The sequence below is a fragment of the Rhodopirellula sp. P2 genome, from assembly GCF_028768465.1.
Taxonomy (GTDB): Bacteria; Planctomycetota; Planctomycetia; order Pirellulales; family Pirellulaceae; genus Rhodopirellula.
The window spans coordinates 7,179,156-7,200,808 of sequence record NZ_CP118225.1 but is presented as its reverse complement, the minus strand read 5'-3'; the positions used below and the strand labels follow the sequence as shown (position 1 = coordinate 7,200,808).

Here is a 21,653-nt window from a genome sequence, read left to right as displayed (position 1 = left end):
TGATTTTTTACAGTGAAGCTCGAAGAGTCATCACCAGCAGCACGGCGGGCAAGACGACCAACGACCAGCGAAGCATCTTGCGAGCGGTCGTGTCATTGGGGTTCGCACGGAAGTTCAAAGAAGCTCGCAACAACGGCCACGAGGCAGCCAGGATCAGCACCGTTGCCAGAACGCTGGCGGCCGATGCCACCCATTGGCCGTTGGGGAACCAAGCCAGAACCACACCGCAGATCGCCAACGCCACGCTGCCGAGAATGCTTTGCCAAGCCGCGTGTCGCCCGGTGGGTTCGACGGTGGTGGTCATGCAGAAACCGGCTTTGGCGTACTGGATTCGGTACAGCCAGGCGATCGCCATGAAGTGGGGGTACTGCCAGCATGCCAGCACACCGAACAGCATCCAGCCAGGCAGTTCTGTCAGTGTTCCACCTGCTGCGGTGTAGCCGATGAACACAGGAAGCGCGCCGGCGATTGCACCGACCGTGGTGTTCCAGGCGGTTCGAGTTTTCATCGGGGTGTAGACCAACACGTAGAGCAACCAAGTCGCGATGCCGACACAGGCGGGAATCATTCCGCTGCCCAGCCACAGGATGGCTCCACCGGCAATCCCGCTGGCGATGGTCAAGGCGAGTGCCACGACGTAGCTCATGCGGCCGCCGGGGACCGGACGATTCGCGGTCCGCGGCATGTTGCGATCAATTTGGCATTCCCAAACTTGGTTGGCTGCGCCCGCACTGCCAGCGATCAGAGCGGTTCCGATCATCAGCCACAGCCAATCGATCAAGGTCAACGTTGCGCTGCCAGCGATCAACGCCGAGGCGACGGTGGTGACCAAGATCATCGTGACGATGCGGGGTTTGGTCAGCTCGATGACATCGGCGAAGACACCCCGGTCGGCTCGAGTGGCGGCAGGTTTCGCATCCGTTGGTGCGTCGGAAGCTTGTGATTCGGGGTTGGCTTCTGGCACGGGAATTGGATCATTCAACGTGCTGGCTCGATCGGTCGAGGGACGCGGGCGGGAAACAGATTTCATCCGCGGCGAAGGTTCCAGCACGGCAGTCGATCCGCTCGCCGCCGAGCTGGTGCGAGGGAGCGAACCCGAGTTCTGGAGAGGCCTGTCATCGAGGGACAAACCACTCCCGGCGACAATCTCGAGCGTTTCGCGGCAATCAGATGCCATGATCGTTCCGGATTCAGGATGAGACAGAGAAGGATAAAACGCGACGGCGGCGGTACAGCCGGACCAACAGCAGTGACGAAACGGCCAAAATCAGCGATCCCGTCGCAACATGACCCGTCACGATCCAGGCGTCCAGGACGTTCTTGCTGTGCAGGAGGTACGAGTCAGACGCTGAAAGCGGAGCCAGCATCTGTGGGTAGCCGTAATTGACAATCCAAGTCGCTACTCCCAAGCCGATTTGCACGGCCACAAAGCATATCAAGGCACCCGCCGGACGCGACAGCGTCAAATCGCCGCACCGCCGCATTCGCCAGTACGTCAGGGCCGTCATCAGCCACAAAACGAAGGCGATCGTGATGTGTGTTTTCACGATGTGGGCGAATCCGACCGGGCTGAAGCCGGGCAAGGCGTGCCGCATCATCGCTCCCAAAACCAACTGCAGGTAAGCCAAAACCAACAACGCGATCGGCCAAAACGCAGTTGGCGTTCGCTGGGAAGTTCCCTCGGCGGACTTTCGCACCGAAGCGGCCAGCCAGTTCCGGCCGGTCACGCAGGCCGCGATCACACACAGCACAAAAAATGCGGGGCCGACGCATCCATGGATCATCGCCAGCGTCCGTGCGCTCAGTGTCACACGCAAACCACCGAGAACGCCCTGCCCAATCACAGCGGCGAGAACCAACACCGACAAGCCGATTGCCCAGCGACGTGTTTCAGTCATGAAGGAAGAAAAGACCAGCCCAATTGCGATGAAGCCAACCAGGGCGGCGAGCAATCGGTGCCCGTGTTCGATGAGCAGATCGAATGGCCCCAGCAACCAAGTCGAGATCGGATACAGAAGCAGGTTGTACCCGTACGTTCCCGGCCAATCCGGAACCGACATGCCCGCGTCGTAGGTCGTCACCAACCCTCCGACCCAGATCAGCGGCCAGGTCAAGCAGACCATCACGCGAGTCAGCCGGTGAGGCCATTGGGGAACGGATTGCGAGCCGTCCTCCGTCGGTGAATCGCTGGTGTTCGCGTTCGCGGGGCGTTCCATTTCGGATTTGGGGCCGGATTCAGATGCGGTTTGAGTGTCAGCAGCTTGGTTCATTGCTGCCCTCGACGATCAAAAATCTGTTCTCCGGCAATCCCGCCAATCACGCATCCACCCGCTCCAAACAGGGCTCCGGGAACGATCCCTGACATGCCCAGCAAGAACATCGCACCGATTCCCAATGCCAAGCCCACGATCGCGCCAATGGTTCGATAGTTGTCGCGACTCATAAGGAGACACCTGTTTTTGCGGCGGCGGAGGAGTTTTTATCGTCCACCACACGCACGGACGGTTTGGGCGTGGGCTGGACCAGCGACTGAACGTAATGAACCAAGTCCCAAACGTCTCCAGGGGTGAGTCCTGTTCCGCTCGTTGCCGACTCGCTCAGTTCGATTCCCGGCATTGGTGTTCCTGCGATTCCGTGCTGAATCCGGCGGAAAATGGTCTCAGGATCGTCGCCGCCTCGCAACACCCCCCCAGCCAGTCGGCGGGGCTCGATGATTCGCGGCGGCAGTGCACCGGCTTGGCGGAATGGTTTGACCGCGTCGGCATCGGTGGGCGTGATCCCGATCCGAGTCGTGAATTCTTTGGTCCAGTCATCCAGGTCGTTCAGCGGCAACCCGCCCTGCCCCGCCGGGCCGTGGCACCCCGCGCAGTTGGTGACTTGACCACTGAACAATTTGGCACCGCGAGCGATCGAGGCGTGCAGTTCATCAGCGGCATGGGGGATCTGTTCTGGTGGCACGGGAGGCGCCTGCGGCTGAACCCATTCGCTGGCCACCGCCTGCAGGATTTCTTCGACCGCCAATTCGCCTTCGGTCGGTTCCACTGCCGTCGGTTCAGGTTGGTTGCCCTCGTCAGGTGCCGGGGGGGGCTTCGCATCACGGCTGGACTGGGTCAAGTCGGTGAAAACGATCTCCCCTGCCTCGTTTCTTCCCGAATTGGCGTTCTCCGTGGTCGTCACTCGCAATCTCAGGTCCTCGGTTGGCGGCGTGTCTTCGTAACCGAGATCATCGATCGCCAAAGCCAGGAGCTGACGCTCGACTTCGCCGCGAATGGAGAGATAAATCAGGTAGTCGATCAGTGCTTCGCGGTCGCTCGGTGTGACGGTCATGAACGATGGCATGGGAGTGCCAGGAATGCCGTTTTCCAGTAATCGCCGCAGATCGTCGCGAGTCGGTTTGGCATCCCGCTGCGTTGATTTCCACTTGAACACACCGGCACGGAAATCCCGTGGATAAGGCCACTGGTACATCGATGCAGGACCGGTGCCGCTGCCCGAGATCCCGTGGCAGATCACACAGTGCTCGGTGTACAGCCCGCGGTGCACGTTTTCTGCGTCACTCTCGACGGATCCGGAGGCTTGTTGAAGCCGTTCCAGCGAAACCAATTCACGTTGGTCGACGGTCAGTCGATCTGCCGGCCAAGCGGGTTCTTCTGGGGTTCCGAACAGTTTAGCCAAGACCAATTCGACATCGGCCAGGGCCGCGTCGGTGGGCAGATCCCGCGAGCGTTCCAGTGCCATCGCATGAACACGATTGGATTCAAACTCCATCTCGCCGTCATTGCAGCCAACCGTGACGGGAAGGCAGCACGCAGCGGCCAGCAACCAAAGACGTGAATGAGGCCCTAACAACGAAGAGATCCTTGCACTTGAAAACGAATCGAACGCCTAATCGGAGCACATTTGCTCCAGGGAGCCAACCGGAAAAAAAGACGCAGGGAAACGAAGTGCGTCAATCCGCCCGCTCGCCAACAATCTGAAAAGACTCGATCCAATGTCTCACCAAGACCACCCATCACAACCCGACGCGTGAGCGAGGGACTCCCCAAAATCCCACGACGGCCCCATCCGGGGCGACCGTTTGTTTTCCGGTATCGGTCTCTCGGGGCTTCCGCCCCGAGCTAAGCACGACGGCCCCATCCGGGGCGAAACCCAGACGCCAGCCACCATTTGTTTTTCGCGCGTCCCGAGCGGCTTGTCGAGTCAGGGGGGTGTGACCGAGACCTCGGGTTGAAAACCCGAGGCTGACAACTGTCACCGCTCCGCGGTTGTTAGCTCACCCCGACACGCACAACCAGTCGCGGAGCGACGGCAGCCGAAAGCCTTGGGTTTTCAACCCAAGGTCATCCTTTCTCGTCTCCGCTTCAAAACAACGGAGAGCCTTGACTCCTGCAACGGACGCCAGGCTTCGCTGGGAAGCAGCGTGGGTTAGCCCAGGCGGCCACGCCAGGTGACTTGTCGGCCGCGGAGGTGATTCCAGAACGCCCACCACTGGATCAGCAGGAAACTGACGATCGCAATCGGGTGCAGGATCGCTCCTGTGACGCTTTGACGCAATCGGATTGCCCCGGTCATTCGTGGCACGTAGCTCACCAAAATTGCGATCCCGCTGACCAGAATTCCAATCACCACGGAGGTCGGGATCGGCAAGCCCTCCGCAATCAGGCTGTTTCGTTTCGCAAACGCAACTGCCAGAGTGATCCACGGCAACACATTGGCTCCGCCCAGCAGAATCGTGAAGGGAATCAGCAACCGCGAATTCGCGATGCCTTCGTCTGCATTCTTGAGCAGTCCCTGCACGACCTCACCGGCCGATGTGTACATCCGGCAAATCGCCCACGGCGACCCGTCCACGCAGTCCGTCAGCATCCCGTTTTCGCGATAGGCCTTGGGCAGTTTCAGCCCATCGTGCCGGCTGGATCGAATCGCAGCATGCGTCCCCGCGGCTTGGTAGGCGGCCTGTGTTGTGAAGAACAACTGCCCGCATCCGGACGCGTAAGCCGGGTGCGTGCTGCCTCGCATGCGCGCGAACGGCAGGTAGGAAAGCAAGATGAAGTGCATCATCGGGATCAAGAGTTTCTCTGCCAGTGTGCCGGTTTCCTGCTGAGGGAACGCACTGAGCAAACCAGTTTCGCCGCCCTCATGCTCGACCGTGAAACGATTCCAAAGATCGATGATGGCAGTGGGTTTCAAACGCACGTCGGCATCCAAGAACAGCAGGTGTTCGCAGGCGGCATGTTGAGCCAACCGGTAGCAGGCATGCTGTTTGCCATTCCAGCCATCGGGAAGTTCGATGCCTTCGATCAACTTCACCCGCGAATCGTGCTGTGCGATTTCGCGAACGATCGTCCCGGTTTGATCGGTGGAGCCATCGTCGAGCACGATGACTTCTAAGTCGACGTGCACCGATTGCAAAACCGACTCGAGGCAAGCCTCGATCGAGCTCTCTTCATTTCTCGCCGGGATCAACACCGACACGCGCCGAAGGCGGGCGTCATTCAACTTGGGTGTGTCGCTGCGATTGGAGCGTTTGCCGTCCATGAACAGCGGCAAATTGGAAACGAACATGCCCGCTGCCAACGCGGCCAAGGCCAACGCGACAAACGGCAGGACCGCGATGATGAACCATTCAAGCCATGGGATCATTGGAAATGGTCTCCATGGTGAGGGCGGAATGATTGGCCGGTCATCCACGCTTTGAATCGACGAGCGACGTCGTAGGTGGCGGAGACCCCGTGTTTGCCTTGTAGCAGTTTTTGAAAGGGTTCGCTGGAGCGTTGAATCGTCAGTTCCGCCAATCGCGATTGGCTGGATCGGAGACGCCCGGTGAGTTCAGCTGACCAATGTGATTTGTCCCAGTCGCTCACGGTGGGAATCGAGATCACGTCGCCGAAGCGGAACAAAACCAGCGGCAAACGCTCGTCCCAAAACACGTATTCCATCGCCAGCGGCACGACCCAGCCGCGATCCAGTTTCGAGCACACATGAGCCAGGCCAGGCATCAGCTTCGCCTCGTGATCGCGAACGTCTGCGAAACGCCCTTCGGGGGTGACCCACAACGCACTGTGTTCGCGTTGGAACAGAGCCGCGGTGGTTTTCAAGAACTGCGCCGCGCCACGATTGGAATCCGATTGCACGCCGAAGAAGCCCAGCTTTTCGAAAACCTTGTATTGCTGGAGTGCCTCCGCATCGATCGGTGCATAGAACTGTCGCGGTGCGAGCAGTCGTTCATTGATCGCGTGAGCGAGCAATGGGTCCCACCAGGAGGCGTGATTGCTGTAGACGATCAACGGAAGGCTGCCGTCCTGCAGCGGTGAGGCTTGGGCGTGTTCCGGGTTCGCTTCCACCGACGACTGAAACTGCGATTGCAGTTCCGTTTCACGAGCGAACGCGATCGCGTGGAAGTTGCGACGAAGGTAGGAGTGCAGGAACCGATGAAATCCGTTTTGAAACCAATCCGCCGGCTTCGCAATGACGTCGGAGCCTGCCGTCACGCGAATTTTCCATTGGTCACGTCTTGGTCCAGCGAATCCGCTGCGATCCAGCCGCTCATCAAGACCATCGGCATGCCGGGGCCAGGGTGAGCTGCCCCGCCAGCCAGATACAAACCACGCAGGTCCTTGCGACGGTTGCCAGGTTTGAAAGCGCCGGTGAACTTGCCGTGGCTGGCCAAGCCGTAGATCGCGCCGTTGAGGACTCGGTAGCGATTGTGGATGCCTTCGGGAGTCAGCGAATCTTCGGTCACGATCGCATCCCGAATGCCTTCCATGCCAGCGGTTCGTTCCAGTTTGTTCAGGATCACATCTCGGTAATTGGGCAGCATCGCCTTCCAATCGTGACCGGGCCTCAGATAAGGCGTGTGCACCAAGATGTAGAGGGCTTCGCAGCCATCGGGGGCCACTTCGGGTTCGCTGATCGAGGGAGCGCAAACGTAGGCGGTTGGATCGGGGGCCGGTTGGCCTTTTTTGTAGATGTAGTCGAACTCTTCTTCGGGATCTTTGGAGAACACAAAGTTGTGGTGCAGCAGTTGTTCGTAGCGGCGGTTCAGTCCCAGGTACAGCACCACGCCACTGCAGGCGGCTTCGTAGTGATTGGACTTTTCGAACTTGGTTGACTCCGGTGTACCGCTGAGCAATTCGCGGTAGGTTCGAATCGCGTCGCAGTTGCTGACCACGGCGTCGCAGGAAATCGTTTCGCCACCGGCTGTGGTGACGCCGCTGACCGACCCGCCACCGGTTTCGATGCGAAGGATGTCGGTTCCGGTTCGGATGTCGACGCCGAGTTCGCCAGCGAGTTTTGACAACGCCTCGGGGACCGCTCGCGTGCCGCCGATCGGATACCAAATGCCTTCTTCGGTTTGCATGTGAGCGATGCTGCACAGCACGGCAGGCGAGGCATAGGGCGACGAGCCAACGTACTGGGTGAAGTGATCCATCATTTGCGACACACGATGTTCGGGAACGTGTGAGCGGACGATCGACGCGACACTGCGACCCATTTTGAGTGACAGGACGTCTTTCAGCACCGCGGCGGAAAACGCACCCCCGACTTCCATCGTGTCGGCCAACCCACCGATCGATCGCCAAAAGAAGAATCGATCGGAGACACCGTGAAGTTGCTTGCTTCGCTCGATGAACGATTCGTAACCTTGGCCGGTCGCGTCGCCGCCGGTGAAGTCACGCAGATGACGTTTCATTTGTTCGACATCAGCGACCAAGTCCAACACCGTGTTTTCTTTTGTTCCTGATTGGGGGGTGCCTTCGAAGAAGCATCGCCACTGCGGATCCAGCGCCACGAGCTCGAGGTAGTCCTCCATCTTTCGGCCAGCTTCGGTGAAGACGCGACGCAAGACACTCGGCAGTGTCAGGATCGTCGGCCCCATGTCGAATCGATAGCCTTCGGATTGATGCACCGCGGCTTTGCCGCCCACCCAGTCGTTTTTGTCGCAGAGGGTGACTTTGTGCCCTCGGGCGGCCAGCACACAAGCAGATGACAGTCCTGCCAAACCTGCGCCGACGACCACCACATGCTGCGGTTTGGAGGTCTTCTCGGCGGGAGCAAAGGGGGCATTTGCGGGGGCTTGGGGGGCGATCATCGGGGGCTTTCGATCCGTGGGGAAACGTTCCAGGCAAATGCGGGTGGCGTCACGCACTACTTTTTTAATGCACGCCACTGGGCGGCGGCAGTGGTGACTCGCCGGAGGGCAGCTCTTCGCCGCGTCCATCCGCTGCTGTGCGACCACTGCAGTACGCCGGACAGCAACTCCGCGTCGGCATCGTTTCGAGGTGACAAGTGCATTGCGACGCGGCCCCGCCGGGTGGCGATGACTCGAGGCGTGGTCATCGCCAGCAATCCCTCGGGGCCTCGTGTCACTCCAAAACCACTTTGGCCGCGGCCACCGAAGGGCAGGCGGGGATCCGCCGTGGGGGCGACCAGGTCGTTGATCGTCACCACGCCCACGGTCAGTTGTTTTCCGATCGATTGCGTTTGGGAGGTCGGGCCGAACACGGACGCGGCCAGACGATAGGGGCATTCATTGACCATCTGGATCGCTTGTTCGGGTCGCTGGACCGGGATGATCGAGATGACGGGCGCGAACACGTCGCTTTGCAAAATGGCATGCCCCTCGGGGACGTTTTCAAGCACCACCGCGTGCATCTTTCCGGTGGTGCGAAGGGTAGCGGAATCGTACCGGCCCAGGCTGTCCTTGGCACCTTTTCGGAGAACATCGTCCAGCAAGTCGGCGATGCTCGCCCGCGCCGCGGGATGAAGGGTGACTTCGTTGGTGGCTCGCAATCGATCGATCAATCGTTCTGGCAAAGTGGCGGTTGAGGGATCGGTTTGGATCATCAATCGCCTCGGGCCGATGCAAGTTGCACCGCTGTTGAACAGCAGGCCAAACGTCACCGCATCGACCACGCGGGCGAGGTCGGCTTGGGGCAGCACGATTGCCGCATCGGCTCCGGACAATTCCATGATGCAAGGAGTCAGATTCTCGGCTGATTGATGCAGGACTTTTCGGCCCGTTTCAGCGGATCCGGTCAAGACGACCAAGTCGACGCCAGAGGCTTGGGCTTCGATTGCCGCTTCGGTGGTTGAATTCAGCAACGTGATCGCATGTTTCGGAACGCCCGCGGCATAAAAAGCGGCGATCAATTCGGCGGACACGGCTTCGGTCCCGGCGGCGGGTTTGAGGCAAACTAGATTTCCGGCGGCAAGGGCCTGTGCCATTTGAACGCCGGGCAGCAGCAGCGGGTAGTTCCAGGTTCCAAGGATCAGGACTCGCCCCAGGGGGACTCGCTGGACGACGCTGCGGACGCCCCACATCCACAGTGGTCGCCCTCTCCATCCGACTTTTCGGGGTGCCAGCGTTTTTTTTCCGTGCTTGCCGATCCACCGCAATGCCTCGCACAAGGGGAGCAATTCCGACGCCACCGTTTCTGCATCGTCGGTCCGTTGTTCACTCCGGCTCAAGTGTGTCAACTGATCGACTCGCGAAGCGATTTCGCCGCGCGCACGACTCACAATTTGACAGCGCTGGCGAATCGACCACGTAGCCCACTTTGCACCGCCGTGATAACCTATCAGCACCTCACCGGGGCGGTTTGGCGTCGCGTTTTCGGGCGTGGCGACCTGGGGTGCGTTGTTCAAAACAATCTTGCAAAGCGTTGGATGGAAGATGGCAGTCAACGAAACGGATCTGGAAGTTTTGCCCGTCATCGCTGATCGATGGAGCCCCTATCGGTTTGATGGGCGTGAAGTCGAAGATGACAAATTGCGTCAATGCTTGGAAGCGGCTCGCTGGGCTGCCAGCAGTTTTAACGATCAACCATGGTCTTGGATTGTCGCACGTCGCCAAGACGGGGAGGCATTTGAAGCCATGTTGCAGTGCCTGCTGGAAGCCAATCGTGATTGGGCGTCCCGAGCAGGCGTGCTGATTTGCACCGTCATTCGAACCAATTTTTCTTACAATCAAAAACCAAACCGAGTCGCCCTGCACGACCTCGGTGCCGCCGCCGCACTGCTGTCACTGCAAGCGACCTCGTTGGGTTTGCAGACGCACCAAATGGCCGGCGTCAATCTGAGCCAAGTCCGGGGCCAGTACCAGATTCCGGAAGGCTACGAGCCGGCCACCGCGATCGCCATGGGGTATGCCGATGAACGCGAGCCCAACTCCGATGCGGAACAGATGTTGGAGGACCGCCAAAGCGGTGTCCGAGAACGAACGCCACTGAAGAATCAGGTCTTCATGGATGCATTCGGGCAATCCGCATCTTGGTTGTGATTCTGTGAGTTCTCGAGGACAGCTCCTACCCGGCGTCATTGGCAATTCGCCCGCGATGCGTGAAGTCGATCGCGTGACCCGCAAGGTTGCCGTGAGCAATGCGTCAGTGCTGATCCTTGGAGAAACCGGAACAGGAAAAGAATTGATCGCTTCGGCGGTGCACCGCTTGAGTCACCGCAGCGGAGGCCCGTTCGTCAAAGTCAATTGTGGCGCGCTGAGCGAGAGTTTGCTGGAAAGCGAATTGTTTGGGCACGTGCGTGGTGCCTTCACCGGTGCCGTTGCCAATCGCGCGGGGCGTTTCGAAGCCGCCGATGGCGGCAGCATCTTTCTCGATGAAATCAACTCCACCACGTTGACGTTGCAGGTCAAACTGCTGCGGGTGTTGCAGGAAAAGGAATTCGAACGAGTCGGGGACACCTCCAGCCATCGAACCGACTCGCGAATCATCGCGGCCAGCAACCGTGATTTGATGCGTCAAGTGCAGCTGGATGAGTTTCGGGAAGACCTTTACTGGCGGTTGAATGTGGTGCCGATCGAGCTGCCCGCGCTGCGACATCGACGCGAAGACATCCCGGCGCTCGTGGCGTTCTTCTTGGATCACTACAACGAAGTCAATGACCGCTATGTCTCGCACCTTGGTAGCGGTGTGATGCGAGCTTTGCAGGACTACCATTGGCCGGGGAACGTTCGCGAACTTCAAAACTATGTGGAGCGAGCGGTCGTGATGAGCGACACCGATGAGTTGGTGCTCGACGCGTTGCCCGTGTGCGTGCGTGATCCCCATCGCAGCGTCGCGACTCGCGAATTGGCAAGCTCCGCGGGCGGGGCGCCATCGAATTCACCAATGGCCAACGGTGCCATCGAGACGACGCCCGAATCTGCGGAGGCATCCTCGGGAGCTGCCACGGCGTTTGATCTCAGTCGCATGGATCTGAAGACACTCGCTCGGATCGTTGTTCAGCGAGGGTTGGACGAAGCCGACGAGGCAGAGGATTTGCATTCGGTGGTGGTGGATCAAGTCGAACGCGAATTGATTTCTCAGTTGTTGTTGCGATGTGGCGGTGTGCAGACCAAGACCGCAACGCGTTTGGGAATGAACCGCAACACGTTGTCAAAGAAGATGAAGGACTACGGTCTGAACATCGACGACTGAGCCGGCGAATGACCTTGGGTTGAAATCCCAAGGCTCTCCGGCTTGTTGATTCATTCGATTTCACAACCCGACGCGTGAGTTTTGAAGTTGCGCTTTTGCATTCGGTTTTGTTGGCCAACGGCCTTCGTCATCGTAGCCTAGGGCATCGCCCCAGGCTACGAGAACGAAGGGAAATTGGTTGGCCAACGGTTCTAAGCAGGTCGGCAGGAATGATCGAGCAAAACCATGTGAGCCGTTTGGGCGTTAGCCTGGGCTGTCAAAAGGTTGGTATTGACACGGAAAATGCGACGTTGATTTTTATTCTGTCCTACGCCCCAACGGGGCAGGCCTAAGATAGCCCCAGGCATCGCCTGGGGTTTCGTTACGGAGATTCCGACACCAGCCCCAACGGGGCGGCCCTAAGAAAGACTCCCCAAAACCCGCTAGGACCGCCCCCGTTGGGGCTTTGTAATCTTGGTCCCGCCACAACCCAGGGCGTTGCCCTGGGCTGGCATAGGGCTGCCCCGTTGGGGCGAAGTCGAGGAACGAAACCTGCGCAGTCCAAAGCGGTTTCAATACCAACCTTTTGACAGCCCAGCGTTAGCCCCGGTTGTACGTGGGAGCAACGACGCTACCCAAAACATTCAAAATGCTGAAAGACTCCTGCCGAACTGCTTACGATTCACTTCTCTTCGACCGGGAGCCAGTTGACCAGGTCGATCACAACGTAGCCGTTGGCGTCTTCATTCGAGATGACCACCTTCGCGCGACTGGAGGCGTCGAAGGCGTACCGACCAAGCGTCAGCAAGGGCTGCGTCTTGGATGCGGGTTTCAACTGCGTTTGGTCGATGCGGTGAGTCGTGACGCCGTCATTGTGGTGGACGTCCATTCGCGTTTGCTTGGAACGATTGGTGTTGGTGGGGTAGCTCACACGCACTTCGTACACGCCGGGCTTGGGCAGCTCCGCCTGATAGATCGCTCGCTTGAGGCGGTCCGTGCCTTTGCCGTCGTGGTGATAGCCCGAGCCATAGAAGTTGCCGGAGGCGTGGCTTTGAATCCAGCCACCGATGCGTTCGGCTTGCGTGTCATCGACGCTGATGCCTGCGATCGATTTCAGGTCCAGCGATTCAGGGTGGCTGGATTTGGCAACGCTGGCGGGCACTTCTAGAATCTGTTTGTCATCGAGCAGGCGTTTGCGAAGGTCGGCGTACGGGATGTCTTGTACGGCACGGTCCGTTTGATTGGCGAGCGCGGCGATGGTTGCGGCCGATTGGCCAAGGATCATGAACACCGGTTCCATCCGGATTGAACCAAAAGCCACATGCGTGGCGGAGACACAAACCGGTGAGAGAAGGTTCTCGCATTCGTCGCGCTGGGGTAACAAGGCACCCATCGCGATTTTGTAGGGGCCGCGTGTGGAGACGCCGAGGTCACCTTCGTTTTGGACGTAGCCTTCTGGCGTGATGTAACGCTGGGTGTTGTGGGAGTCGATTCCGTAGGACCCCATGCCAACCGAATCGGGTGTGGGCAAGTCTTTTCGGAGGTGGTTTTCGGTCATCACAAATTGGCCCACCATTCGCCGGGCTTCGCGAACGTAGATCTGGTGTGGCCAGTGCTCGTTGTCGGTGAACTCATCCGCTGACAAACCCCACTGGTTGATTTTGTCTTGGACTTCCTGGGGTACACGAGGGTCGGTGGCGATGAAGTACAGCAACCCACGTTGGTAGTTTTCGTGTTGCTGGATGATTTCGCGGCGGCGTTCGTAGGTCGCTTCGGGGTAGTCGTAGTTGGCACCGATGTTGTCGAAGCTGACGGGGCCGTGATTGTTGGTGTCCGTTTTGTGATTGGGCAGCGGGTCAAACTTCTTGAACACATCTCGCCACCCGGCTTCGAACGTCCGCGCCATGATTTCGTAGGTGGCCGGGTCGTATCCCTCGGGACGCTTCCAAGCGACACGGTTTCGGGGATCGTTCGTCATGCAGGTTCGGAAGCAATAGGCTTGGACACGATCGTCAGCGGAACCAAACTCGCCCGGCGGATCGGGGCTGACCAACGGGATCACGCCGCTGCTCGGGTCGCCAGGCACGACGTACGGATCGACTCGTTTCGGCAGCACATCAAAGTGGTGCGAGTGATGCAGGACGCCGGTTTGTACGCCCGCGTGCGGTTCGTTGTAATCACTGATTCCCTCGCGACCGTGCGCCGTGGAGACTCCCGCTGCGGCGATCAGGTCGCCTTCATAAGTGGCGTCGATGAACATCTTGCCCGCATACGCTTTGCCATCCAGTGTTTGGATGGACTCGATGCGACCGTCCCGCTTGGTCACACCCTTTTCGCGATCCAGCCAGGCGTCGCGAATGACGGTGATGTCATGTTCGGCCAGCATCTCATCGAGGATGTTTTCTGCGACATGCGGCTCGAAGACCCACATCGTGGCTTGGTCATCGTCGCTGGCTCGGTGCCCTTGGGCGCGGTTGCCATACTTCTGGCGGGTTTGGAATTTCCAAGCCGAGTCGTTTTGGTAGTGCTTGTAGACACGGTGATAAAAGTCTTTGGCGAGTCCGCCGATGACGGCTTTGTTGCCTGTGTCGGTCCAGCCCAGGCCTCCGCTGGTTAGCCCACCCAGGTGCACATCGGGCGAAACCAGGACGACCGACTGCCCCATGCGAGCGGACTGGATCGCCGCGGTGACGGCTGCTGCGGTGCCGCCGTAGACGACGACGTCATGGGATGTTTGGGCTTTTGCCTGCGAGGCGGGGAAGAGCAATAGCGTGGCGAGAATCATCGAACACATCGACAGGCGATGGCGCGAGCAAGGGGCGGGACACATGGTGTGGGGATCCGGGTGGCGAGAACGGTGGGGCAGCGCACGAAAAAAGCCCGATGAGTGGGACACTCATCGGGCTTCGTAGTTTAGTCGAATTCACCACACATCATGGGCTCGGTAGGAACCACACGCGGCGGGCAGGTCCATCAAAGACCAGCGTCGGTCGCTGGCAATTCGTTGGCTTTGATTTTTTCGCCGAAGGTCTTGCCATCGGTGCTCTTCACTTCAGCAGCCTTCTTGAAAGCAGCCGAGATCTTTGCGGCAGCTTCTTCTGGATGCTCTTTGAAGTATTCCTTGGGGAAATCTTTCTTGTCCAGCAATTTTTGCAGGGCACGCCCGTACTCGTTGCGAGCTTCTTTCTTTTCTGGTGCGCCTTTGACGTGGCAGAGGTTGCAACCAGCTTTGCGGGTTGCTTTCACGAAATCAGCGTCCGAGTCTTCGGTGATGTAGTCAGCTTTCCACTGTTTGCCAAATTCGCTGATCGCGAACGAAGGGGTGGAAAAGCAGGCAGCGATGCCCAGAACAAGAGCCAAGCGTTTCATCAAGCAGGTTCCTCAAGTAAAGATCAGGTGGGATTTCAGGCGGGAGCCGACGAGACCGCCGACGCACCATTAAAGTCACGGTGTGGGGGGAAAGTCAAATGTAGGTTCCATCGGCATTCTAGGTAGAGACCGTTCCTGGAATCCACCCACAACCGATCCATCTTGCCTAAAATTACGTGGTGACCACCGGCTGGAGGGGGTCGATTCAGGCAGACGCTCGGTCCAGCGAACGGTCCAGCGGGGTGGCCGTTCGTTCATCCAAGGCGGTGGATCCTCCAGGATTTCCAGGATATCGCTCATCGTCGTGACCCTGGTTTGCCCCAATTCATCGCGAATCAGCAGCATGGGGTCGTCCAGTCGGGTGTCGGTGTCGTAGGCGTTGCCAGATCCGCGAAGTCGCACCCAAATTTCATCTCGGTCGACACGTGGGATTCCTGTTAATTCAATGTGAGGAATTCCTGTGTCGACGACAAACACACATTCTTCGGCCCGTCGCTCGATTTCGATCGGGTAAGGGGCGCTGACGCCCATCCGCATTTGCAGCAGGCCCTTGGGGGTGATCGCGGTCAGTTGCTCCAGCGACAGCCGGACGGATCCCGAGGAGGGATGAGGGGGCTGGAGAGCACCGCCCATTTCGATCATTCGGCGAGAGACCGCCAGCAGTCCGTTTTCCCAGAGCAGTTGAAGTTCCGCGGCGACGTCCATTCGCAACATCGTGATTTGGCCACGGACAATCACGTTGGACAGTTCAATGGACACCAGTGGCAGAGCTCCGCTGGTGTCTGCCGCCGCACCGCTTTCCACGCGGTCGTAGGGCAGTCGCTCGGGATCCGTGACAACGCTGAAGGCTTGCACATCATCCCGGCGCGACGCATTGTCGATCGTCACGGTGCAGTCCCGCAGGCGAACGCGACGGTTGTCGTTGATGGCGAACAGGGCACCGCCATCGGTTTCGGTGGCGGGGACGGTCCAGAAAAAATGCAGGCCCGACATTTCGATTCGGTGCGAACCGATCGTCATCATTTCGCTTCGCTGCATGTCCACGTTCTCGGTGGAGCGGAACACGATTTCTGTGCCACCGGGCAGACTCGATGAGAGAATCAGGTCGCTGCGAGGGATGGTGACCGGGGCGGACACCAGTTGCGGCGTCGCGATGTCGATGCGATCGATTTCCAATTCATCGGCCAGCTGCAAGGCATCCGCCAGCGTGGTGGCCAGCTGAACGCCGGCACGGGCGGCTTCTTCGCGAAGCTGGGGAACTCGGAGTGCTTCGGTGGAAACAATTTGGACGCGGATGGGTTCCGGGTTCGCTGCCTTGGGGCGGCTGGTTTTGGGCTCCACCGAGGTGGCAGATTCACCGGCTGAGTCGCTGGTTGTCAGCGGCCGAGGGGAGTTCGTTGCGCCAGGACTCAGCATGTTCGAGGCGATGGATTCGGGGGTGGTCGACGCGGTGGTGGAATCGCCGGTCAACGGGCTGGCATTGATCGGTCCAATCATCGGGCTGCCGTTCAATGAGTTGCCATTCAATGAATTGCCAGGGTAGATCGGGCTCGTGCTTCGTTCCCCGTCGCGATTGACGACGCTGGGGACAGTTGGGGTCAAGGGCAGCGGGAGGTAGGTCTCGTCCGTCATTCCGGGCGGCAACGGCAGGCCGCCGATGCGAGGCGGGTCAGCTCCCTGCGAAGGAAAGTCGCTGTTTGCCCCCACACCACCGGCTCCGCTGACGGAGTTCACGGCGTCACTCATCGTCATGCCGCCGGCCAGCGGTGTCGTTCCTGGAAGGACGGCATCGGGATCGATCGAAGGTGGAATGGATGGGTCGCGCGGCGGGCTGGAGCTTCGACCGGTTGCAGCGTTCTCAGCCAGTTGGTCGATCGCCATCGCTGGATCGGTTGCAACGGCACTCGCAGCACCGGGTTGGTCGGGATTGGTGGACGGCGGTGTTCCGCTGGGCAATCGATCGCCGACGGATGTGGCTGGCAATTGGCCCGGCGGCAGCAAGGCACCCTGCCCGGTCGCCGGTCCGTTGCTCATTGGCGAGGTGGCACCCCTGTCGGTCGTTTCACGAACGGTTGTCGGAGGCGAGTTCGGGGAGCCGGAGTCGTCGACGCGAGGGCCGGTTGCCGATCCAGGAGTCGGGGTTGGGGGCGAATCCGTTGCGGTGGAATCATTGGTCTCGCCCACGCTGGGAGGCAATCGCGGGGCGACAGATTCGACGGAATTTGGCGAGATCGACGCTTCAATCGCGCGGCTGAGTTCACGACGCGACGGTTGCGAATGCAGTTCCACCGCGAAGGCGCTGAACAGCAGAACGGTTGCCGCAATCATCCAAGGCAAATGGCGACGCAGTCGACGCATCGATTCGCGGTGGTCGTCGTCTTCCAGGGTTGGAACCGCGACGCCGCGACTGCGCGGCAGGTTCTCTCGCGAGGCCAGTTCTCTCAGGTCAGCGATCAGGGTTTCGCTGCGTTGATAGCGTTCCTCGGGAAGCTTCGCGAGCATCTTGTTCAAGATCGCCGTCATCTCTGGCGGCACGTCGTCGCGGTGTTCCCGGATGTCGGGGATCGCTGCGTTTCCGTGGCTGAGAAGTTTCTGCAACATGGTGCCACCGGGGAACGGCGGCGAGCCTGTCAGCATGTAAAACAGAGTGCATCCGAGCGAGTACAAATCGCTGCGGATGTCAGCCAGTCGCGGATCGCGGGCTTGTTCGGGCGAGATGTAATCGAACGTTCCGAGCGTGACGCCGCTGGCCGTCATGTCTTCGCTGGTGTCGAAGTTGTCCGACCGAGCCAGTCCCATGTCGACGAGCTTGACCGCACCATCGGTGGTCACGATCACATTGGACGGTTTGATGTCTCGGTGGACGATGCCGCGACGCGACGCGTGCCCAATGGCTTCGGCAACTTGGATGGTGAAGAACAGGGCGTCATCGAGCGACAGCGGACCACCGCTCGCAACCATGTCGCGAACGTTGGCACCGTCGATGTATTCAAAGACGATGTAGTGCCAGGGGCCATCGTTGCCGACGTCGAAGACTCGCGCGATCAGCGGGTGATCGAGTTTGGCGGCGCTCTGGGCTTCGTTGCGGAATCGTCGTTGCAGATCTGGATCATCGGCCGCAAATGGGATGACCTTCACCGCCACGGTTCGACCGAGTTGTTCGTCGCGGGCACGGAAGACAGCGCCCATCCCACCGCCGCCAATCTGATCCAGCAGCAAGAAGTGGTTGAGTCGTTGCCCGCCCAGTTCACGGGTGATCGATGCCGGGGTGGCGTGTCGATGCGAGGCGTGGGAGGAGTCTCGCAACCGAAACGAGTTGCCGGGCATCCGGTGTGAACGCGTGGCAGAGACATGCGATCGGCTGGAGCCCGCGCGAATCACCGTTTCGGCTCCCTCGATCACATCGTCCGTCGCGCGGCGTTGATGGGGGACGGGAGGCGGACCGCTCGGATTTGGCCGGTCATCGCCGCCCGGTTCTTCGAGGGGGGCACCGAATGGTTGGGTGGCGGTTCCGGATGCATCCGCCGAATCAGATGGCGAGGTGCCGCGGTCCGCTGATTTCGGTGCTGGTTGCGGTCGGTGCACCGTCGATCCCTCCGGCAAAACCGCTGAACGGTCCGGTTGCGAGGAATCGGAGGAGGGAAGCGACCGGGAATCCATGCGACGCAGCGGCGGAAAAGACGGAAGAGAAGAGGCAATCCGTTCCCTTCCAGGATAGTTCTTTCCCTCGGTCTGGGCAAACAATCTCAGTGCTCAGGCACCGGTTTCACCGCAGAAAAAACGGAGCTTGGCCGCTCCCAACTCAATCTGCTGAGCCATTTCCGAAAGTGTTGTCAGGGCTTCCTGGCCGACCGTCCCGAGGTCCACGGTCCAGTCGTTGACATACAAATCGACGTGCTGCATCAGCACCGAATCGTCCATTTCCTGGGCGTATCGACGCATGGCGGGGAGGGCTGAGTCCGGTGTTTGACGGGCTGATTGCAGTGATCGCCGAATCACATCGCAGGCGGATTTCATCGTCGCCGGGGGGTGTCGATCCCGCATCACCAGGCCTCCCAACGGGAGCGGCCTCTGAGTGGATTTTTCCCACAAACTGCCCAGGTCGGCTGCCAAATGCAGGCCCGACTCGGCGTAGGTGAAGCGTCCCTCATGGATGCAGACGCCAAAGTCCGCGTCCCCCCGCTGCAGGGCTGGCATGATCTCGGAAAACACGACCTGCCGCACCGAGGTTTTGGCTCGGGGGGGAGCACCAGTCGGGGCTGACGAACCGGCCGAAGGGTTGGATTCCGGGTAGAACAGCCGAAACAACAAGTGAGCGGTGGTGTGTTCGCCGGGGCAGAGTGTGGTTTGAGCGAGCGTTTGCGGCGTCTCACCGTCTCGAGCGGCCAGCAGCAGCGGCCCGACGCCAAATCCGAGCGCCGACCCCACCGGCAGCACTCGAGTCTGATCGGCCATCAACAGAGCCGCATGAAAACTGGTTTTGGCGAGATCAAATTCGCCCGCCAAGAGCCGCTGGTTGAGCTCATCAATGTCCAGCAGTTCGATCCGCCAGGTGAACCCGCCGGTGTCAAACTCTGGCTCGCCGCCCTGCTCCACCGCCGCATCCAACAATCGCGAAAAAGCGAATGTGTCGTTGGGACACGTGGAGATTCCCAGGTGCAGTTCGGGGCCTTCACCGATGCGAAGTTCTTGGGAGGGAGTTTCGATTGGATTGGCTCCGATGGGATGGACGGGTCCGTTGGCTCAGTTGTCCGACATGCCCAGCACGTCGAACATGCTGTACAGGCCAGGGCCTTTGTTCTCTTGAATCAGCCATTTCGCGGCCGCCAGGGCTCCCGACGCGTAGCAGTCACGGTTGCTGGCGGCGACATTCAGTTCGATCTTCTCGCCCAGCATCCCGAACACGATCGTGTGTTCGCCAGGATTGTCGCCGACGCGAATCGCGTGGTAGCCAATTTCCTCGCGAGTTCGAGCGCCCGTGTGCCCTTCTCGACCGTGAACGTGCGTGGTGGATTCACCCAACTGTCCAGCAATCAGTTCACCAAATTTCAGCGCCGTGCCGCTGGGAGCGTCGGCTTTGAACCGGTGGTGTCGTTCGAGGATTTCGACATCCAGTCCGCCTGAAACGTCTTTGAGTGCTGCGGTGATCTGTTCGGCGATTTTCATCGACAGGTTGACCGCCAGCGACATGCTGGGAGCCCACACGATCGGGATCGAGGCTGCGGCTTCGGACAGGCGTTGCTTTTGCTCGTCGGACAAACCGGTGGTTGCCACGACCAGTGGCGAACCGACTTTCACGCAGTGGGCGATGCAGTCATCCAGGGCTTCGGGAAGCGAGAAATCGACGACGGCTTGGGGGCCGGTTTGGTCGCCCAGCGTCGGCCAATTCGAAGAAATCTCAATGCCGGAGGGGGCTTCCCCGGCCACGGCACCCGCGTCTTTTCCGAGATGGTCGGATTGGGCGTGATCGATGGCTCCGACCAAATGGAAGTTGGAGTCCGCCAAACCAAGAGCCACGACGCGGCGCCCCATGCGACCGGCGGCACCATGAACCGTGAGTGAAATCGGACCTGTTGAATCTGCCACCGAATTGAACCATCTGGGAAGGAAGAAAGGGAACTGCGATCACGCCGCCAACGCCTCAATCTAGCGACACCACAAACGAATCAACAGGTCGGGCGATCGTGCACTGGGATTGCCAATCCGGAGTCGATCGGACTCTCTGGGCCCTGCTCTGCGAGGCTTGCCCCGTGCCCTGCCCCTTGCCCTGCCCCGCGGCCGACCCAACATGGGTTATCCGCGAAGAAGGGTGTGTCCGGAAAATCCGCGTCAGAAAGCTCGATTGGGAATGTCGATGCCAGTCACTGAAGCCCCCGCCAGGGATCTCCCGCCGGTCGACAGCCTGGCCACGGAAAGCCCAACCGGCCATGAGCCGGCTGCTCAAATTCCAGCCGCGGAAGCTCCCGCCAAGGACGCCCCCGCGGAGTCTTTCGGCGGTCGAACGGCTTGTGTGCTGACCCATCCGGGTTTGCAGTTGGGGATGAGTCTGGTGGTGTTGGTGGCGGCGTTCTTGGTGACGCAGATCGCAACGCGGCACGCCCCGGCGGATTCGACTCCGCAATCACCCGATGTTGCTTCGCCGTTGAGTATCGGGTTGAACTCCTCCGACGTGCGTGAATTGTCGCTGTTGCCTGGAATTGGTCCCAAACTGGCGGATCGAGTTGTCCGGCATCGTGAATCCCACGGTCCTTTTCGGTCGGTGGAAGGTTTGTTGGCGGTTCACGGCGTCGGTCCCAAATTGTTGCAATCCTTGCGGCCTTGGGTCCACGTGTCCCAGTCGGCTTGGGAGCCTTCCCGTCCCATTTCCGCCCCGGATCACTTGGTCTGGAAGGATCATTGAATCGGTCGGTTTGACGATTTCGGGGGTGGTGGCCATGATGAACGTCGCCCGAGAGTCGCCTCGGGCCGACTTTTCTGACTGACCGCGTCCGTGCGTTGACGCTGGCAAACGATTCCCAACCACTTGATTCAAACGAGCATTCCAATGGCTCTGGCTGAAGACAAAGTCCGCGAAGCCCTCAAAGAGGTCATCGATCCCGAGTTGTACGTCAACATTGTTGACCTGGGATTGGTGTACGTCGTTCAAGTCGGCGAGGAAAAAGAAGACGGCCGTCATGACGTCAACGTCGAAATGACCATGACCAGCCCGATGTGTCCCGCCGGGCCTCAACTGGTCGCGGGAACCAAGAACGCAGCGGAGTCGCTCGAAGAGGTCGACACCTGCGATGTGAAAGTCGTCATGGAACCGGCTTGGACACCGGATTGCATGACCGATGAAGCTCGCGATCACCTCGGTATCTTTTAATCGCG

At 59.8% G+C, this 21,653-nt stretch carries 17 protein-coding genes; 4 read left to right on the top strand and 13 right to left on the bottom strand.

Translation table 11 applies throughout. The features are described from left to right. Window positions 1-7: 7 nt before the first annotated feature. From cyoE to PSR62_RS25300, 8 genes are all read right to left on the bottom strand, one after another. Window positions 8-1,177: a heme o synthase gene (gene cyoE, locus PSR62_RS25335; protein ID WP_338020119.1), complete on the bottom strand. Its 1,170-nt coding sequence runs from the start codon at window positions 1,175-1,177 to the stop codon at window positions 8-10. 13 nt (window positions 1,178-1,190) lie between these two features. Beyond that, a complete protein-coding gene (locus tag PSR62_RS25330; protein ID WP_274405737.1) occupies window positions 1,191-2,270 on the bottom strand; it encodes a COX15/CtaA family protein in 1,080 nt (359 codons plus the stop codon). Then, complete coding sequence (locus PSR62_RS25325) at window positions 2,267-2,443, bottom strand: hypothetical protein (RefSeq protein WP_274405736.1); 177 nt, start codon at window positions 2,441-2,443, stop codon at window positions 2,267-2,269. The genes PSR62_RS25330 and PSR62_RS25325 overlap by 4 nt, the downstream gene beginning before the upstream one ends. Continuing rightward, window positions 2,440-3,849, bottom strand: a complete 1,410-nt coding sequence (locus PSR62_RS25320) for a cytochrome c (protein ID WP_274405735.1) — start codon at window positions 3,847-3,849, stop codon at window positions 2,440-2,442. The genes PSR62_RS25325 and PSR62_RS25320 overlap by 4 nt, the downstream gene beginning before the upstream one ends. A 576-nt stretch (window positions 3,850-4,425) precedes the next feature. Next, entirely contained in the window at window positions 4,426-5,643 is a 1,218-nt protein-coding gene (locus tag PSR62_RS25315; RefSeq protein WP_274405734.1) for a glycosyltransferase family 2 protein, read from the bottom strand. Then, entirely contained in the window at window positions 5,640-6,491 is an 852-nt protein-coding gene (locus PSR62_RS25310) for a lysophospholipid acyltransferase family protein (protein ID WP_274405733.1), read from the bottom strand. The genes PSR62_RS25315 and PSR62_RS25310 overlap by 4 nt, the downstream gene beginning before the upstream one ends. After that, window positions 6,488-8,092, bottom strand: coding sequence for a phytoene desaturase family protein (locus tag PSR62_RS25305; protein WP_274405732.1), 1,605 nt, complete (start codon window positions 8,090-8,092; stop codon window positions 6,488-6,490). Before PSR62_RS25305 ends, PSR62_RS25310 begins: the two co-directional genes overlap by 4 nt. Before the next feature lie 56 nt (window positions 8,093-8,148). Further along, complete coding sequence (locus PSR62_RS25300) at window positions 8,149-9,717, bottom strand: aldehyde dehydrogenase family protein (RefSeq protein WP_274405731.1); 1,569 nt, start codon at window positions 9,715-9,717, stop codon at window positions 8,149-8,151. Here PSR62_RS25300 and PSR62_RS25295 point away from each other — a divergent pair. Both PSR62_RS25295 and PSR62_RS25290 read left to right on the top strand, forming a co-directional pair. Continuing rightward, window positions 9,677-10,282: a nitroreductase family protein gene (locus PSR62_RS25295; RefSeq protein ID WP_274405730.1), complete on the top strand. Its 606-nt coding sequence runs from the start codon at window positions 9,677-9,679 to the stop codon at window positions 10,280-10,282. The genes PSR62_RS25300 and PSR62_RS25295 overlap by 41 nt on opposite strands. Further along, window positions 10,251-11,435, top strand: coding sequence for a sigma-54 interaction domain-containing protein (locus tag PSR62_RS25290; protein WP_443217332.1), 1,185 nt, complete (start codon window positions 10,251-10,253; stop codon window positions 11,433-11,435). Before PSR62_RS25295 ends, PSR62_RS25290 begins: the two co-directional genes overlap by 32 nt. 661 nt (window positions 11,436-12,096) lie before the next feature. On the opposite strand, the gene PSR62_RS25285 is transcribed toward PSR62_RS25290, so the two are convergent. The 5 genes from PSR62_RS25285 to dapB form a co-directional block, all read right to left on the bottom strand. Further along, window positions 12,097-14,208 carry an FAD-dependent oxidoreductase gene (locus PSR62_RS25285; RefSeq protein WP_443217331.1) on the bottom strand — a complete coding sequence of 704 codons (2,112 nt, stop codon included), beginning with the start codon at window positions 14,206-14,208 and terminating at the stop codon, window positions 12,097-12,099. Between the two features lie 179 nt (window positions 14,209-14,387). Further along, complete coding sequence (locus PSR62_RS25280; protein WP_274405727.1) at window positions 14,388-14,783, bottom strand: hypothetical protein; 396 nt, start codon at window positions 14,781-14,783, stop codon at window positions 14,388-14,390. A 75-nt stretch (window positions 14,784-14,858) separates the two neighbouring features. Then, window positions 14,859-18,443, bottom strand: coding sequence for a protein kinase domain-containing protein (locus tag PSR62_RS25275; RefSeq protein WP_443217330.1), 3,585 nt, complete (start codon window positions 18,441-18,443; stop codon window positions 14,859-14,861). 93 nt (window positions 18,444-18,536) lie between these two features. Next, a complete protein-coding gene (locus tag PSR62_RS25270; RefSeq protein WP_274408301.1) occupies window positions 18,537-19,490 on the bottom strand; it encodes a 1,4-dihydroxy-6-naphthoate synthase in 954 nt (317 codons plus the stop codon). Window positions 19,491-19,526: 36 nt separating this feature from the next. Next, window positions 19,527-20,369, bottom strand: coding sequence for a 4-hydroxy-tetrahydrodipicolinate reductase (gene dapB / locus PSR62_RS25265; RefSeq protein WP_274405725.1), 843 nt, complete (start codon window positions 20,367-20,369; stop codon window positions 19,527-19,529). Between the two features lie 268 nt (window positions 20,370-20,637). On the opposite strand from dapB, the gene PSR62_RS25260 reads away from it, so the two are divergent. Both PSR62_RS25260 and PSR62_RS25255 read left to right on the top strand, forming a co-directional pair. Next, the gene (locus PSR62_RS25260; RefSeq protein ID WP_274405724.1) at window positions 20,638-21,183 is read left to right on the top strand and encodes a ComEA family DNA-binding protein; all 546 of its coding nucleotides are present in this window, start codon (window positions 20,638-20,640) and stop codon (window positions 21,181-21,183) included. Between the two features lie 144 nt (window positions 21,184-21,327). After that, complete coding sequence (locus PSR62_RS25255) at window positions 21,328-21,648, top strand: metal-sulfur cluster assembly factor (RefSeq protein WP_007326213.1); 321 nt, start codon at window positions 21,328-21,330, stop codon at window positions 21,646-21,648. Window positions 21,649-21,653 lie beyond the last annotated feature (5 nt).

Coding starts and splice junctions, on each gene's coding strand:
- cyoE (WP_338020119.1), bottom strand. CDS start 1,177: ATGGCATCTGATTGCCGCGAAACGCTCGAGATTGTCGCCGGGAGTGGT.
- PSR62_RS25330 (WP_274405737.1), bottom strand. CDS start 2,270: ATGAACCAAGCTGCTGACACTCAAACCGCATCTGAATCCGGCCCCAAA.
- PSR62_RS25325 (WP_274405736.1), bottom strand. CDS start 2,443: ATGAGTCGCGACAACTATCGAACCATTGGCGCGATCGTGGGCTTGGCA.
- PSR62_RS25315 (WP_274405734.1), bottom strand. CDS start 5,643: ATGATCCCATGGCTTGAATGGTTCATCATCGCGGTCCTGCCGTTTGTC.
- PSR62_RS25305 (WP_274405732.1), bottom strand. CDS start 8,092: ATGATCGCCCCCCAAGCCCCCGCAAATGCCCCCTTTGCTCCCGCCGAG.
- PSR62_RS25295 (WP_274405730.1), top strand. CDS start 9,677: ATGGCAGTCAACGAAACGGATCTGGAAGTTTTGCCCGTCATCGCTGAT.
- PSR62_RS25300 (WP_274405731.1), bottom strand. CDS start 9,717: ATGACGGGCAAAACTTCCAGATCCGTTTCGTTGACTGCCATCTTCCAT.
- PSR62_RS25290 (WP_443217332.1), top strand. CDS start 10,251: ATGCATTCGGGCAATCCGCATCTTGGTTGTGATTCTGTGAGTTCTCGA.
- PSR62_RS25285 (WP_443217331.1), bottom strand. CDS start 14,208: ATGTGTTCGATGATTCTCGCCACGCTATTGCTCTTCCCCGCCTCGCAG.
- PSR62_RS25280 (WP_274405727.1), bottom strand. CDS start 14,783: ATGAAACGCTTGGCTCTTGTTCTGGGCATCGCTGCCTGCTTTTCCACC.
- PSR62_RS25275 (WP_443217330.1), bottom strand. CDS start 18,443: ATGGATTCCCGGTCGCTTCCCTCCTCCGATTCCTCGCAACCGGACCGT.
- PSR62_RS25260 (WP_274405724.1), top strand. CDS start 20,638: ATGCCAGTCACTGAAGCCCCCGCCAGGGATCTCCCGCCGGTCGACAGC.
- PSR62_RS25255 (WP_007326213.1), top strand. CDS start 21,328: ATGGCTCTGGCTGAAGACAAAGTCCGCGAAGCCCTCAAAGAGGTCATC.